The organism is Arthrobacter sp. TE12231 (assembly GCF_054062895.1).
This window is the reverse complement of record NZ_JBSSFS010000001.1, coordinates 1,077,750-1,092,215: the sequence shown is the minus strand read 5'-3', so window position 1 is coordinate 1,092,215 and position 14,466 is coordinate 1,077,750. Positions and strand designations below refer to the sequence as shown.

Annotated in this window: 13 protein-coding genes; 3 read left to right on the top strand and 10 right to left on the bottom strand. The window is 66.8% G+C overall.

Annotated elements, in window-relative coordinates; translation table 11 throughout:
- Window positions 1–7: 7 nt before the first annotated feature.
- Window positions 8–682, bottom strand: coding sequence for an MtrAB system response regulator MtrA (gene mtrA, locus ACVWYS_RS04985; protein WP_344367275.1), 675 nt, complete (start codon window positions 680–682; stop codon window positions 8–10).
- Between the two features lie 181 nt (window positions 683–863).
- Between mtrA and ACVWYS_RS04980 the strand changes: the two genes are divergently transcribed.
- Window positions 864–1,571, top strand: a complete 708-nt coding sequence (locus ACVWYS_RS04980) for a DUF4166 domain-containing protein (protein ID WP_344367274.1) — start codon at window positions 864–866, stop codon at window positions 1,569–1,571.
- 39 nt (window positions 1,572–1,610) lie between these two features.
- On the opposite strand, the gene ACVWYS_RS04975 is transcribed toward ACVWYS_RS04980, so the two are convergent.
- From ACVWYS_RS04975 to mnmA, 7 genes are all read right to left on the bottom strand, one after another.
- Window positions 1,611–2,654, bottom strand: coding sequence for a hypothetical protein (locus tag ACVWYS_RS04975; RefSeq protein ID WP_456508564.1), 1,044 nt, complete (start codon window positions 2,652–2,654; stop codon window positions 1,611–1,613).
- Between the two features lie 2 nt (window positions 2,655–2,656).
- Window positions 2,657–3,076, bottom strand: coding sequence for a chorismate mutase (locus tag ACVWYS_RS04970; RefSeq protein ID WP_116766813.1), 420 nt, complete (start codon window positions 3,074–3,076; stop codon window positions 2,657–2,659).
- Window positions 3,077–3,333: 257 nt separating this feature from the next.
- Window positions 3,334–5,034, bottom strand: a complete 1,701-nt coding sequence (locus ACVWYS_RS04965; RefSeq protein ID WP_344367272.1) for an ABC transporter ATP-binding protein — start codon at window positions 5,032–5,034, stop codon at window positions 3,334–3,336.
- A complete protein-coding gene (locus ACVWYS_RS04960; RefSeq protein ID WP_344367271.1) occupies window positions 5,031–6,050 on the bottom strand; it encodes an ABC transporter permease in 1,020 nt (339 codons plus the stop codon). The genes ACVWYS_RS04965 and ACVWYS_RS04960 overlap by 4 nt, the downstream gene beginning before the upstream one ends.
- A gap of 2 nt (window positions 6,051–6,052) precedes the next feature.
- A complete protein-coding gene (locus tag ACVWYS_RS04955) occupies window positions 6,053–7,144 on the bottom strand; it encodes an ABC transporter permease (protein WP_344367270.1) in 1,092 nt (363 codons plus the stop codon).
- Between the two features lie 134 nt (window positions 7,145–7,278).
- Window positions 7,279–8,907: an ABC transporter substrate-binding protein gene (locus ACVWYS_RS04950; RefSeq protein WP_344367269.1), complete on the bottom strand. Its 1,629-nt coding sequence runs from the start codon at window positions 8,905–8,907 to the stop codon at window positions 7,279–7,281.
- Between the two features lie 267 nt (window positions 8,908–9,174).
- Window positions 9,175–10,287 carry a tRNA 2-thiouridine(34) synthase MnmA gene (gene mnmA, locus ACVWYS_RS04945; RefSeq protein WP_456508563.1) on the bottom strand — a complete coding sequence of 371 codons (1,113 nt, stop codon included), beginning with the start codon at window positions 10,285–10,287 and terminating at the stop codon, window positions 9,175–9,177.
- A 289-nt stretch (window positions 10,288–10,576) separates the two neighbouring features.
- Here mnmA and ACVWYS_RS04940 point away from each other — a divergent pair, with 289 nt between their 5' ends.
- Window positions 10,577–11,815, top strand: a complete 1,239-nt coding sequence (locus ACVWYS_RS04940) for an NAD(P)/FAD-dependent oxidoreductase (protein ID WP_456508562.1) — start codon at window positions 10,577–10,579, stop codon at window positions 11,813–11,815.
- A 7-nt stretch (window positions 11,816–11,822) separates the two neighbouring features.
- Here the strand turns inward: ACVWYS_RS04940 and ACVWYS_RS04935 are convergent, their stop codons facing one another.
- Both ACVWYS_RS04935 and ACVWYS_RS04930 read right to left on the bottom strand, forming a co-directional pair.
- Window positions 11,823–13,052, bottom strand: coding sequence for a cysteine desulfurase family protein (locus ACVWYS_RS04935; protein WP_456508561.1), 1,230 nt, complete (start codon window positions 13,050–13,052; stop codon window positions 11,823–11,825).
- A 117-nt stretch (window positions 13,053–13,169) separates the two neighbouring features.
- Window positions 13,170–13,940: a helix-turn-helix domain-containing protein gene (locus ACVWYS_RS04930; protein ID WP_344367265.1), complete on the bottom strand. Its 771-nt coding sequence runs from the start codon at window positions 13,938–13,940 to the stop codon at window positions 13,170–13,172.
- Between the two features lie 91 nt (window positions 13,941–14,031).
- Between ACVWYS_RS04930 and ACVWYS_RS04925 the strand changes: the two genes are divergently transcribed.
- Window positions 14,032–14,463, top strand: a complete 432-nt coding sequence (locus ACVWYS_RS04925) for a hypothetical protein (RefSeq protein ID WP_456508560.1) — start codon at window positions 14,032–14,034, stop codon at window positions 14,461–14,463.
- The last annotated feature ends 3 nt before the right edge of the window (window positions 14,464–14,466 follow it).

Genomic DNA, 14,466 nt, shown 5'->3' with positions numbered 1-14,466 from the left:
CGCAGGCTCAGGAACCTGCTTTATAGCCGACACCACGGACCGTCAATACAACTTCGGGGGCCTCGGGGTCACGTTCGATCTTGGACCTCAGCCGTTGGACATGGACATTGACCAGCCTGGTGTCGGCGGCGTGCCGGTAACCCCAGACCTGCTCAAGGAGAAGTTCACGGGTGAACACCTGCCACGGCTTGCGGGCCAGGGCGACGAGTAGGTCGAATTCCAGCGGCGTCAGGGAAATACGGTCGTTGCCGCGGCTGACCAGGTGGCCGGCGACGTCGATCGTGACGTCTGCGATGCGCAGGGTTTCCGGGGCCTTCTGGTCCCCCGGACGGAGCCGTGCCCGGACCCGGGCCACGAGCTCGGCGGGCTTGAACGGCTTGGGCACGTAGTCATCGGCACCGGACTCGAGGCCGCGGACGACGTCCGAAGTATCCGCTTTGGCAGTGAGCATCACGATCGGCACGTCAGATTCGGCGCGGACCTGGCGGCAGACCTCAATGCCGTCTATCCCGGGCAGCATGAGGTCGAGCAGGACGAGGTCCGGCTTGGAGGAGCGGAACACGTCCAGCGCCTGTCCACCGTCGGCGCAAAAGACGGGTTCAAAGCCGTCATTGCGCAGCACAATACCGATCATCTCGGCGAGCGCCTCGTCATCATCCACTACCAGAATGCGTGCCTTCATAGTTATATATTCCCCCATTGAATTCTCTTTGTCGTATCGGACGGCCTTCCGGCATGGCGCAGGCGGGCGTGCCGCGGCCGCCGGGACCACGCTGGTACGCCGGACATTGTGACAATTGCCGCGTTGTCCTGCATGCTGTGGACAGGCCCAGTGAACCGGCCCCGGACCGCAGGAGGAACCCGTGAACACCCCCATTTATGAGCGCGCCCTGGGCAGTGACTTTGCCCGACTGCAGCCGGAACTCCAAGCGTACTTCTCCCTGGCGCCGGGATCCGGCCACTACGGCGTCGGCGAGGGGGTGTTCGACGTCGTCGGCTGCCGCCAGGCGTGGCTGCGCCCCCTCCTGCGGCTCACCGCCGGCGAGCAGGCCTTCTTCCCCGAATACGGCGAGGGCGTTCGTTTCCGGATCGAGAACCACGCCCACCTGGACCCGTTCGGCAGGTCAAGCCTGACCGCCCGGCGGGAGATCTTCTTCCCGGGAACCACCCGGCTGTTCCACGACACCACGAGCTTTGACGACTCCCGGACCAGGCCGGGACTCGTGGACTATGTGGGCCGGTTCCGGCGGCTCGTCACCGACCTCAACCTCAGCGTCACGCCGGAAGGCCGGCTCCGCGGCGTGTCCGAGGCGTCCCGCCTGTTCCTGGGACCCCTGCGGATTCCGCTGCCGGCCGCCCTCGACGCCAAGGCCTATGCCGAACAGTGGTGGGAGCCTCAGGACGGCGGCCGGCACCGCATCCAGGTCAAGGTGATCCAGCCCCAGCTCGGCCTGGTGCTGGTGTACGCCGGCCATTTCGACTACCGGCTCGAGCCCTACCCCGCCGGTGGCACAGCGCCGGGCTACCTGCCCGGATATGCCCGCCCGGACGGCTGGGAGAGCAGGGTCTGACCCGGCAGTTCCGCCAGTCCCAATAGTCCCGGAAGGCTGCTAGCCGAGGGCGAGCTGGTTGAGCCCGTCAGCCACCTGGGTCAGCCGGGTCAGGACCTCTGTCGCCGCGGCGGGCGAGTGCCGTGCCAGCCCGTCCGACGGCGTGACCCTGAGCGCGCCCAGCGTGGATGCGGGAAGACCCAGCTGCCGCCAGGGCCGCCACACGTTTTCCACGACGTCGCGGACCTTGGGCAGCGCCGCGGCGGGGTCTGCCACGTCCAGCGCCCCGGCCCAGAGCCGTTTTCCGGCCTCCACGGCGCCGGCGAGCTGTTCCCACTGGCGCGAGGTCAGTGCCCGGAGCGGGACGGCGATTCCGTCCGCGCCCGCCGCCAGGATCCGCTCAAACGGCGCCTCGACCTCCGAGACGGCCACCACGGTTTCGACGGCGCCCGCGGCGCGGAGAGCGTCGATGACCAGCTGCCAGGACTCGGTGGCTTCCCGGCCCGGCACAGAGCGCAGCGTCCGGTACCCGCTGGCGGTGGGAATGGTGCCGGCCAGCACGGAGGCGATGTCCGGCTCGTCGATCTGGACCACGATCCGGGCACCCGGGGCGGCCGCGGCCACGCGCTTGAGGTAGCCTTCCACTCCAGCTGCGAGCGATTCCGCAATCTCCCGCCGGGCGCCGTAGTCGATCAGTGCCCGCTCCCCGTTGTGGAGGTGGAGGCCGGCGGCCAGGCTGAGCGGCCCGCGCAGTTGGATTTTGATATCGTCCGAGGGCGCTTCCTCGGCCCCGATTAAGTCCGCGAGGACGTTAATGTCGGTGGACAACGCCGACTTCGCCCGCTGCAGGTCCTTGCCAGGACGGTCAACGAGCCGCCACCCGTGTGGCTGGACGTCGACGGCGAGTTCCACAAGCAGGGATGCGGTGCGGCCCAGGGCATCGGAGCCGACGCCGCGGTCGGGAAGCTCGGCCAGGAACGGCAGGTGAGGGCTGCCCAGTTCACCGCGGATGATGCGGGCGGCCTCGGCCGGGTCCTCGCCGGGCCACGGACCCAGGCCCGTCGCGGTGACTTGGCCGGGGGCGGGCAACGCTGCTGCGGCCATGGCTATGCGTTTGCGGTGCGGTCGGCGTCCGCCGGGCCGGCGGCCTGGGCGGCTGCTTGGTGGTCCTCGGCAATGGCCTCGTGGTGGCGGATGACCTCGCCGATGATGAAGTTCAGGAACTTCTCCGCGAAGGCCGGGTCCAGATGGGCCTCGGCGGCGAGGTGCCGCAGCCGGGCGATCTGCGCCGCTTCACGGCCGGGATCCCCGGCGGGAAGTTTGTGCGCGGCCTTGAGGAAGCCGACCTTCTGGGTGGCCTTGAAGCGCTCGGCGAGGAGGAAAACGAGGGTGGCATCGATGTTGTCGATGCTGGAGCGGATCGACAACAGCTCCGCCATCACCGCAGGATCCACCGAACCGGCCAGGGAACTTGCCGCCGGGTCGTAGGAATCGGTGTCAGGAAGATTGAGGTTCTGCTCGGTCATTGACCCAGTCTAGGGGCACGGCGGCTAATGCTTTCTGCTGTTAAGCACCGTTGCAGGCACGGGCCGAAGGCAAACAGGCAGGCAAAGAACCGCGCACAAGCCGAACACAATGTCATGCACAAAATAGGGCACAAAGCCGGACACAAAGTGGACATGCCCACCGTTCGTGGCGAACGGCGGGCATGTCCATTGGCGGTGTCCCCTGCGGGCGGGGAACCGGACCGGCAGGCAGCGGTCCGGCATGCAGGCATCCGCGGTTAGCTGTGCAGCACAGCCCGGAAGGCCTCGCGCCGCCTGGCCTGTTCGTCCGGATCCGGAACGGGCAGCGAGGCGATGAGCTTCTTCGTGTAGTCGTGCTGCGGGTTGCCCATGACCTGGTTGCCGAGGCCCTGCTCCACCATCTTGCCCTTGTAGAGCACGCCGACCCAGTGGGAGAGCATGTCCACGACGGCGAGGTCATGGCTGATGAACAGGCACGCGAAGCCGAATTGCTGCTGGATCTCCTTGAACAGTTCCAGTACAACGGCCTGCACGGAGACGTCCAGGGCCGAGGTCGGCTCATCGGCGATGAGCAGCTTCGGGTTCAGGATGAGCGCCCGTGCCAGGGAGGCGCGCTGGCGCTGCCCGCCGGAGAGTTCATGCGGGAACCGGTCAGCGTACGACGCCGGCAGCTGCACGGATTCGAGCAGCTCACCCACCCGCTTGCGCGCCTCGGCCGGGCTCGGGTTGGAGTGGATGATCAGCGGTTCCGCCACGCAGTCGCCGATAGTCAGCTGCGGGTTGAAGGAGGCGGCCGGGTCCTGGAACACGAAGCCGATCTCCTTGCGGAGCGGTTTGAAAGTGCGCTCCTTGAAGTTCAGCATTTCGTAGCCCAGCACCTTAAGGCTGCCGCCGGTGGTCCGGTTGAGGCCGGCGATCGCCCGGCCGATCGTGGTCTTGCCGGAGCCCGACTCCCCCACGAGGCCGAAGACTTCGCCTTCGGACACGGTGAAGGTGACGCCGTCGACGGCCTTGAAGGCAGGGCTGCCCAGCCGCCCCGGATACTCGATGGTCAGGTCTTTGGCCTCGACCAGCACTTTGCCGCCCTGGTGGGCGCGTTCCGTCATGCCTTCGGACGCGGAATTGCGGCCCAAGTGCGGGACGGCTGCCAGGAGCTTCTTGGTGTAGTCCTCCTTGGGCTGGGCGAACAGGACCCGCGAGGAAGCCTCCTCCACGACGTCACCCTGGTACATGACGACCACGCGGTCGGCGAGGTCGGCGACGACGCCCATGTTGTGGGTGATCAGCACGATGGACGTGCCGTACTGGTCGCGCAGGTCCCGCAGCAGTTCCAGGATTTCCGCCTGGACGGTGACGTCCAGGGCGGTCGTCGGCTCGTCGGCCACGATAAGGCCAGGGTTCAGGGCCAGTGCGGCGGCAATCACGACGCGTTGCTTCTGACCGCCCGAGAACTGGTGCGGGTAGTAGTTGACCCGTGTCTCCGGGTCCGGGATGCCCACCTTTCGGAGGGCTTCGACGGCCCGCGCCTTGGCCTCCTTGGCTGAGATCTTGTGGCCGCTGGTGTCGGCGTGCGCCCGGATGCCTTCGGCAATCTGCCATCCGACGGTGTAGACCGGGTTGAGTGCCGTGGATGGTTCCTGGAACACCATGGCGACGTCCCGGCCGCGGATCTGCCGCAGCTTGGCCGCGCTGACGGTAATGACGTTGTTGCCGTTGATCAGCACAGCGCCCTGGCTGGTTGCCGTTTCCGGCAGGAGCCCCAGGATGGTCTTGGCAGTCACGGTCTTGCCGGATCCCGATTCGCCAACGATGGCGAGGACCTCGCCGGGGTTGACCTCAAGGCTGACGTCCTTGACGGCGAAGACGTCGCCGCTGTCGGTTGCGAACGTGACCTTGAGGTGGTCGATGTCCAGGACGGGGCCGGAGCCTGTGCCCGGCCGGTCGATGTTGGTGGTCATGGCATTCTCGCTTCTGCTTCAAGGGCGGCCTGCGCGCCGGCGGTGGAGCCGGGGCCCCCGGCAGGAACCTTGCTTCCGGCTTTCTTGCGGCCCCTGAGCCGTGGATCGTTGAGATCGTTCATGCTCTCACCGACGAGGGTCAGACCGAGAACGGTCAGGACGATGGCTGTACCGGGGTAGACACCGGTCCACCAGATGCCCGACGAGGCGTCAGCTATGGCCTTGTTGAGGTCGTAGCCCCACTCGGCGGCGGAGGACGGTTCGATGCCGAACCCCAGGAAGCCGAGCCCCGCCAGAGTCAGGATAGCCTCGGAGGCATTCAGCGTGAAGATCAGTGGCAGCGTGCGGGTCGCGTTCTTGAAGATGTGGCGGCCCATGATGCGGACGCTGGATGCACCCACCACCTTGGCTGATTCGACGTACGGCTCTGCCTTCAGCCGGATGGTCTCGGCACGGATGACGCGGAAGTACTGCGGGACGAACACCACCGAGATGGAGATGGAGCAGGCAAGGATGCCGCCCCAGAAACTGGACTGGCCGTGGTTGATGACGATTGACATCACGATTGCCAGCAGGAGCGACGGGAAAGCGTAGATCGCGTCCGCGATCACCACCAGCGTCCGGTCCAGCCAGCCGCCGAAGTAGCCGCTGAGCAGGCCAAGCGCGACGCCGAGGAAGATCGACATCACGACGGCGACGACGATCACGACGAACGCCGTCTGGGCGCCCCAGATCACGCGGGAAAAGACGTCGTAGCCGCTCACCGTAGTGCCCCAAATGTGGGCAGGACTGGGGGGCTGCTGTGCGGGGAAGGTCCCGGACGCGTCGCTGAGCTGGGCAAAGCCGTAGGGGGCGATGATCGGCGCCAGCGCCGCCGTTAGTAGGAAGAGGACAGCCAGCACCAGACCGGTGACGAGCATGCCGCGTTGCAGCCCGACGCTCGTCCGGAAATGCGAGATGACCGGCAGGCGGTAAAGGAGGGGCTGCTTGCGCCCGCTTACTGTGGTTGCGTTCATGGCTAGTACCTCACTCGCGGATCGATCAGGGCTGCGACAACGTCCACGATGAAGTTCGTGATGGCAACGATGACGGCCAGCAGCACGACGATGCCCTGGACGGCGACGAAGTCGCGGGAGTTCAGGTATTGCACCAGCTGGTAGCCGAGGCCCTTCCACTCAAAGGTGGACTCCGTAAGGACGGCTCCGCCCAGCAGGAGTGCAATCTGGAGCCCCATGACCGTGATGATCGGGATGAGGGCAGGCTTGTAGGCATGCTTGGTCACGAGTCGGAAATTGCTGACGCCGCGGGACCTGCCGGCCTCGACGTAATCCTTGCCAAGCGTACCGATGACGTTGGTGCGGACCAGCCGGAGGAAGACCCCTGCCGTCAGTAGGCCCAAGGTGACCGCGGGGAGGATCGAATGCGCCCCGATGTCGCCGAGCGCGGCCATGTTGCCGCTGCGCAGCGCATCCAGCCAATAGATCCCGGTCGGCGCGGCCAGGCTTCCCATGGCCAGTTCGGTCCTCGTGGAGGCCCGTCCCGCCACGGGCAGCCAGCCGAGCCAGACGGAGAAGGTTAGCTTCATCAGCAGACCGGCGAAGAACACCGGGGTGGCGTAGCAGAGGATGGCGAAGAACCGCAGGACGGCGTCGGGTGCCTTGTCGCGCTTGTAGGCGGCGATGAGGCCGAGCGGGATGCCGACCAAAAGCGCCACGATGAGGGCATTGATGGCCAGTTCAAGGGTTGCCGCGCCGAAGGTTGCGAGCATTTCAACCACGGGTCGGCGGTCGGTGATGGTGGTGCCGAAGTTGCCGGTCGCCACCTGCCCAACGTATTCCAGGTACTGAATCAGGATCGGGCGGTCGTACCCGGCGTCGTGAATGCGCTGCGCCAGCGCCTCCGGGGGAAGCCTGCCGCCCTGGGCGGCGGTGATGGGGTCGCCGATGACCCGCATCAGGAAGAAGACCAGGGTCACCAGGATGAAAATGGTCGGAATGATCAGGAAGAACCGGATCAGGATGTAGGTCCCCAGGCCCCCACCTGAGGATTTTTTCTTGGACGGAAGGAGTCCGTCGGCGTCGCTTGGCGGCGCCTCTATCAATGTTGTCATTGGTACCTAAGATTGTGCTTTCGCGGCCATGGGCCGGCCGGCGTGAACTGCAAGGTGCGGCAATGACCAGCAAAGGCGGGGCGCCTCGAGGGCACCCCGCCTCGCAGGCTGGTCAGGACAGCAGGGTTGCAGCCCTACTTGGAAACAGTTCCCAAACGGAACTTGAAGGAGGCATCGAGGGTGGTATCGACACCCTTGACGCCGCTGCCGGAAATGGCAACCTGCGCGCCCTGGAGCAGCGGAAGCGTGGAGATGTCCTTGGCGAGGGCATTCTGCGCATCCTTGATCGTGGACTCGCGCTCAGTCTTGTCGACGGTGGTCAGCTGCTTGTTGATCAGGTCGTTGACGGTGGGGTTGTTGTAGTGGTTCTTCAGGAAGCCGCCTTCCGGGAAGAACGGCGTCAGGTAGTTGTCGGCGTCGCTGAAGTCCGGGAACCAGCCGAACTGGAACAGCGGGTATTCATCCGCGCGGCTGGCCTTGCTGTAGGTGACCCATTCTGTGGACTGCAGGTTGACCTTGAACAAACCGGACTTCTCCAGCTGGTCCTTGATCATGGCGTATTCATCGCCGGAGGACTTGCCGTAGTGGTCGGGGTTGTACTGCAGGTTCAGCGACACGGGCGTGGTCACACCGGCGTCGGTCAGGACCTTCTTGGCCTTGTCCAGGCTGGGCTTGCCGGCGTCGCCGTAAGCGTCCTTGAACGACTCGTTGGCGCCGAGGAAGCCGTTGGGAACGTTGGAGTACAGGGGCAGATAGGTGCCCTTGTAGACCTGGTCAGCGATGGCCTGCCGGTCAACGAGGTTGGCGATGGCCTGGCGGACGGCCGTAGCCTTGGCCGGATCGGCGTCCGGCGCCTTCGCGCCGAACGGCATGGTGTCGAAGTTGAACGTGATGTAGCGGATTTCGCCACCCGGGCCCACGTTGACCTTGACCTTGGAGTCCTTCTTCAGGTCATCGATGTCCGTGGCGCTCAGGCTGCGGTTTGCGACGTCGATGTTGCCCTGCTGGACGTCCAGCTTCATGTTGGTGGGGTCCGCGTAGTACTTGATCGTGGCGGCATCGTTGGCCGGCTTGCCGAGGACGCCCTGGTAGTCAGGGAACGCCTTGAAGCTGATCAGTTCATTCTTCTTGTACGTGTCGATCGTGTACTGGCCGTAGAACGCCTTGGCCTTGACGATCGAGTCGTCGTCAAGCAGCTTGTCGGCCGGGAAGACTTCATCGTCCACGATCGGCGCGGCGGGGCTGCTGAGGATCTGCGCGAAGGTCTGGTCGTTGGCCAGCTTCAGCTTGAACACGACGGTGTTGGCATCGGGGGCGGTGACGCTTTCCACGTTGGCCAGCAGGCTGGCGGGGCCGGCGGGATCGTTGATCTTGATCTGCCGGTCGAAGGAGAACTTGACGTCCTTGGAGTCGAGCGTGTGGCCGTTGGCCCACTTGAGTCCCGGCTTGAGCTTGACCGTGTATTCGGTCGGCGACGTGAAGGACGCGGACTCGGCCAGGTCCGGAACGGGATCTGCGCTGCCCGGCTTCGAGTTAAGCAGGAAGGAGTAGATCTGGTTCATCACCATGAACGAACCGTTGTCGTAGGAGCCCGCCGGGTCCAAGGCGGTGACCTTATCCGTGGTGCCATAGGCGATCGGACCGCTTGCCGCGGCTGATGACCCGCCAGAGCCGCCGGACGGTCCCGTGCAGGCCGTCAGTGCAAAGGCGGAAACCCCGGCCAGCGCGATGACGCTCTGCCAGGCCTTTTTGTTCATTGCCATCTGTGAACTTTCTGTTCGATGCGTTCTAGCGCAGCCCGAAGTGAAACGAGTGACTCGTCGGGCGGCACGCTTTGCTGATTCCTAGATTCAATCAGACGACCGCTAGGTGAATCGTTGCATTTTGTGAGTTGAGACACAAAATTTATACGAAACGAAGGTTTCTGCCATTTTCTTCAGGATTCCGCCCGATTCTTCGGCGGAGCGCGCAGACGACGCAGGGCCCCGCCATTCGGCGGGGCCCTGCGATGGAGTCGGTGTGGCGGGCGCCTAGAGCGCGGCCCGCTGCAGCGAGCGAGCGGCGTCGATAGTGGCTTGGCCCAGCACGCGGCTGCCCTGGTAGAGCACCACGGTCTGCCCCGGGGCCACGCCGCGCAGCGGCTCCTTGAGGGTGACGAGGAGTCCGTCCCCGGCCATGCGGGCGCGGGCGGGGACGGGGTCGCCGTGGGCCCGGACCTGGGCGAAGCAGTCGAATTCCTCGCCGGTGGCCACCTGCGCAATGGGCAGCCCGGCCCAGGAGACTTTGATGCCGCGGATCTCGTCAATGGCGAGCAGCGCTTCCGGCCCCACCACCACCTTGTTCTCCTTCGGCCGGATCTCCAGCACGAACCGCGGCTTGCCGTCAGCGGCGGGGGTGCCGAGCTTCAGTCCGCGGCGCTGGCCGACAGTGAAGGCGTTGGCGCCGGGGTGCTCGCCGACCTTTGCCCCGGATTCGTCGACAATGTCTCCCGTGGTCATGTCAATCTTTTCGGCAAGCCAGCCGGCGGTGTCGCCGTCGGGAATGAAGCAGATGTCATGGCTGTCGGGCTTGTTCGCCACCGAGAGGCCGCGGCGCTCCGCCTCGGCACGGACCTCGGCCTTGGACGGGGTGTCGGCGAGCGGGAACATCGAGTGCTTGAGCTGCTCATGGGTCAGCACGCCGAGCACATAGCTCTGGTCCTTGGCCCAGTCGGCGGCGCGGTGGAGCTCGGGATTGCCCTCGGCGTCGGTGATGACCTTGGCGTAGTGGCCGGTGCAGACGGCGTCGAAGCCCAGCGCGATGGCTTTCTCCAGCAGGGCGGCGAACTTGATGCGCTCGTTGCAGCGCATGCACGGGTTGGGTGTGCGTCCCGCGGCGTACTCATCGATGAAGTCCTGGACGACGTCTTCCTTGAACCGCTCAGAGAAGTCCCAGACGTAGTACGGGATTCCGAGGATGTCGCAGGCCCGCCAGGCGTCGCGGGAGTCCTCGATCGTGCAACAGCCACGGCTCCCGGTTCGCAGGGTGCCCGGCATCCGGGACAGCGCAAGGTGGACCCCGACGACGTCGTGTCCCGCCTCGACGGCGCGGGCGGCGGCAACGGCGGAATCAACGCCGCCGCTCATGGCTGCAAGAACTCGCATACTGGCTTTCTCTAGCTGTCGGGGGTGTCGCCGGCTGGCGTCGATCGCTGGCACGAACCAGGATCGGATAGCACAAAGCCTGCGGCCCCATTCTACCGCCACGCCGATTCCCCGCCCAAAACCCCTTGACCCGCCTTCGCTCGCGAATCTAAAGTCAAGAGAAGTGATTTTAGATCGTTGAGCCGGACATCGTGCCGAACCGCCGCCGTCCGGATCGACAGGCCTTTCACAACGGATTCAGACCGTATTCACCCCGGATCAAAACCGGCACAGCGGAATCGAGCGGATCATGGCCAATGACGACATCGTGATCGTGGGCGGCGGCCTGGCGGGCGCCACCGCGGCCAAAACGCTGCGCACGGAGGGCTTCTCCGGGCGCATCACAGTACTTGCCGCGGAATCCCACCCGCCGTACTTGCGGCCGCCGCTGTCAAAGGACTACCTGCTGGGCAAGTCCGGCGAGGACGCCCTGCCGGTGGTGCCGGATGACTGGTACGGCGCGAACGACGTCGACCTTCGGCTCGGCACTCAGGTCACGGGCCTGGACCCGGCCGGCCGGACCGTGGTTCTGGGCGACGGCACGCGGCTGGACTACGCCTCCCTGCTGCTCGCGACCGGGGCACGCCCGCGCAGCATCCCCCTGGCAGGCAGCGGGCTCGCCGGGGTCGGCACCTTCCGCACGGTTGAAGACAGCCGCCGCCTGCTCGCCGCGCTCGCCGAAGGCGGCCGGAACGTGGTGATGGTCGGCTCGGGCTGGATCGGGATGGAACTGGCCGCGGCCGCGAGCAGCTACGGCAACACGGTGACCCTGCTGGGCCTCGAAGAGGTTCCGCTGGCGGCGGCAATCGGCCCCGAACTGGGCGGCTTCTTCCGCTCACTGCATGAGGCCAACGGCGTGCGGTTCCTGCTGCCGGCCTCGGCAGCAGAAATCATGGGCACCTCCGGACGGGTCACCGGCGTCCGTACCGACACCGGCGAGGTCCTCCCGGCAGATCTTGTGGTCATTGCCGTGGGGGTGGCCCCGGAAACGGGACTGGCCGAGGCAGCCGGCATCGCAGTCCGCAACGGCATCCTCACGGACGCCTCGCTGCGCACGTGGACGGCGGGGATTTTCGCCGCCGGGGACGTTGCCAATGCCCTCCACCCGTTCACCGGCGAGCACCACCGCAGCGAGCACTGGTCCAACGCCCTCAACGGCGGCAAGGTCGCCGCGCGGGCCATGCTCGGCCTTGATGCCGTGCTGGACACGGTCCCGTACTTCTACACCGACCAGTACGACGTCAGCATGGAGTACTCGGGCTTCCCGTCGCTCGTTGCCGGGCCTCCGGTGATCCGCGGCTCGCTTGCGGACAAGTCGTTCATGGCCTTCTGGCAGCGCGAGGGACAGGTGGTCGCCGGGATGAACGTCAACTGGCCCCGCACCGCCAAGCCGCAAAAGGCGATCAAGGCGCTCATCGGCGCACGCGCCGCCGTCAGTCCTGCCCTCCTCGCGGATCCCTCAGTGCCGCTGGACCAACTCCTGGGCTAGCTCCCGTTCAGCTCCTGCCGGACGCCTGACGCGCCACGGTGCCCGCAGTCTGGATGCTGGACTCATGCCCGGCCATGCCGGCCTGGCGTGCCCGCGCGTAGGCGCCCGGCAGCGTGGCGAGCAGGGCATCGACGTCGGCGTCGGTGGAGGAATGGCCCAAGGTGAAACGCTGCGCGCCCCTCGCCGTGTCCTCGTCCAGGCCCATGGCCAGCAGCACATGGGACGGTCTCGGAACGCCCGCGGTGCAGGCCGAGCCGGTGGAGGATTCGACGCCGGCCAGGTCCAGGAGGAACAGCAGCGAGTCGCCCTCGCAGCCGGGGAACGTGAAGTGTGCATTGCCGGGCAGTCGCCCGGGGCCCGGGGCGCCGCGCAGCACGGCCTCGGGAACGGCGTCGCGGACGCCCTCGATCAGCCGGTCCCGCAGGGCCGCGATCCGTGCGGATTCCTCGGCGAGCCGGCCAACAGCTGCGTCGGCCGCCGCGGCGAAGGCGGCGATCGAGGCGGTGTCCAGGGTACCGGAACGCACGTCGCGCTCCTGTCCGCCGCCATGCTGCACCGGCGTCAGTTTGACCGCCCGGCCCAGAAGCAGCGCACCGACGCCCACGGGGCCGCCGATCTTGTGCCCGGAGATGGACATGGCATCCAGGCCCGTGCCGCGGAAATCGACGGAGACCGAACCAAAGGCCTGGACGGCGTCGGAGTGCACCGGGACGCCGGCACCGTGTGCCAGCTCCACGATTTCGGCGATCGGCTGCAGCGTGCCGACCTCGTTATTGGCCCACATGACGGTCACCAGGGCGATCGACGCCGGATCGCGGGACAGTTCCGCCTCCAGCGCGGCCAGTTCTACGACGCCGTCGGCGTCGACGGGCAGCCAACAGACGTCGGCCCCCTCGTGCCGCTCCAGCCATTCCACAGTGTCCAGGACCGCATGGTGCTCGACGCCGGAGCACAGTATGCGCGTACGGGACGGGTCCTGGGCGCGCCGGGCCCAGTAGAGCCCCTTCACCGCCAGGTTGTCCGCTTCCGTGCCACCTGAAGTGAAGATGACTTCGGAGGGGTGGGCCCCTGCCGCGGCGGCGAGCGCCTCGCGTGCGTCCTCCACGACCCGACGCGCCCGCCGGCCCGAGCCGTGCAGCGACGAGGGGTTGCCGGTCCGGGACAGTTCGCGCGTCAGCGCCGCCAGAGCCTCCGGGGCGAGGGTGGTGGTGGCGGCATGATCCAGGTATACGGGCACACGCCAATTCTACCCGCGGCCGGGCGCCGGAATTGGTGGGTGTTCAGGCGGCGGGAGCGACCGCGCACCTCATTCCGGCCGCACTCCTCCGATTCAGAATCCTTGCCGCGGGCCCGGTCACGAGGGCAGGATCCGGGCACAGCACTGACCGGGCCGCGCACTCCCCTGCGCCCTGAGGTCTTCGATGGCGAGCGCTTCCACCCGCCCAGGGTCGATACCCAAGGCTGCCGAAGCCCCGCCGAGGAAGGCGCCGTTCATCGCACAGACCACGTCCGCGTGGCCGGCAGCGAGGCGATGGAATGGGCAGTTCAGCAGCAGAAGGCCTCCGGCGCCGTCGTCCGCCGGGCAGTAGCCGTGCCCCGCCAGGAAGTCCGCGAAGGGTTCGGCGCTGCCGGGACCGCCGGCGGCTTCCGGCTCCCCCGCGGCTCCGGGCCCGTCCGGCGCGCGGTCCGCGGCGCGAACTGCCGCTGCGCCGGCTGACTTTCCCCTGGCCCGGGCAGCCGCGAGCAGGGCATCCCGGGGCGATCCGCCGTCGTGTGTTGCGGCTTCGACCGCGGAAACCAGCAGCTCCGCGGCGAGGTCATAGTGGCGGTCCGGGACCGACACTGCCACCTCGTCCACGGCGGAACGGTACAGCTTCGCGGGCCGGCCGGAACCGGGACCCTCCCGCCCCCCAAGCTTGCGAAACTCCGCGATCAGCAGCCCGTCGTTGACGAGCCGGTCCAGATGGAACGAGGCGGTGCTCCTGGCCAGACCAAGAGCCTTCGCGGCGTCGTCCCGGCCGACGGCGTCCGGCGCCGAGGCGACGAAGTCGAACAGCCTTCTGCGGTTCTCATCCCCCAGGGACGCGACCGCCGCAAGTCGGCGGCTCCACGCAAGTTTGGTCATGAGACAAGGATATCTCTAAAAACAAGAACCGTTGCTTAATCGGATCGAGGCGTTCTAAAATCGGAATATCCAACTTTAGAAGGAGCATGCCATGAAAGCTTCCCCAGCACTCGCCACTCCGGCACAGCAGCTCAAGGCGGACCCGCACCGCCAGGCCTTCCTGTTGTTGCGGACCGTCTTTACGGTTGCGCCGATCCTGTTCGGCCTGGACAAATTCACGAACCTGCTGACCGACTGGACCATGTATCTGGCCCCCGTGGCGACCTCGGTCGTCCCCCTGCCGGCCCAGAGCATCATGTACGTCGTGGGCGGGGTGGAAATCCTCGCCGGCGTGCTGGTGGCGCTGCACCCCCGCCTGGGATCGGCCGTCGTGGCTGTCTGGCTCCTGGGCATCATCATCAACCTGATCGTGCTCGGCAGCTTCTACGACGTCGCACTGCGTGACTTCGGGCTGCTCGTGGCCGCCTTGGCGCTGAACAGGTTGTCCGCGCGCAAGGCCCCAAAGGCCACAGCTACCGTGTAGGCC

Bases quoted from the DNA above. Each gene is read 5' to 3' on its own strand.
- ACVWYS_RS04940 (WP_456508562.1), top strand. From the start codon at position 10,577: ATGGCCAATGACGACATCGTGATCGTGGGCGGCGGCCTGGCGGGCGCC.
- ACVWYS_RS04960 (WP_344367271.1), bottom strand. From the start codon at position 6,050: ATGAACGCAACCACAGTAAGCGGGCGCAAGCAGCCCCTCCTTTACCGC.
- ACVWYS_RS04925 (WP_456508560.1), top strand. From the start codon at position 14,032: ATGAAAGCTTCCCCAGCACTCGCCACTCCGGCACAGCAGCTCAAGGCG.
- ACVWYS_RS04965 (WP_344367272.1), bottom strand. From the start codon at position 5,034: ATGACCACCAACATCGACCGGCCGGGCACAGGCTCCGGCCCCGTCCTG.
- mtrA (WP_344367275.1), bottom strand. From the start codon at position 682: ATGAAGGCACGCATTCTGGTAGTGGATGATGACGAGGCGCTCGCCGAG.
- ACVWYS_RS04970 (WP_116766813.1), bottom strand. From the start codon at position 3,076: ATGACCGAGCAGAACCTCAATCTTCCTGACACCGATTCCTACGACCCG.
- ACVWYS_RS04955 (WP_344367270.1), bottom strand. From the start codon at position 7,144: ATGACAACATTGATAGAGGCGCCGCCAAGCGACGCCGACGGACTCCTT.
- mnmA (WP_456508563.1), bottom strand. From the start codon at position 10,287: ATGCGAGTTCTTGCAGCCATGAGCGGCGGCGTTGATTCCGCCGTTGCC.
- ACVWYS_RS04950 (WP_344367269.1), bottom strand. From the start codon at position 8,907: ATGGCAATGAACAAAAAGGCCTGGCAGAGCGTCATCGCGCTGGCCGGG.
- ACVWYS_RS04930 (WP_344367265.1), bottom strand. From the start codon at position 13,940: ATGACCAAACTTGCGTGGAGCCGCCGACTTGCGGCGGTCGCGTCCCTG.
- ACVWYS_RS04975 (WP_456508564.1), bottom strand. From the start codon at position 2,654: ATGGCCGCAGCAGCGTTGCCCGCCCCCGGCCAAGTCACCGCGACGGGC.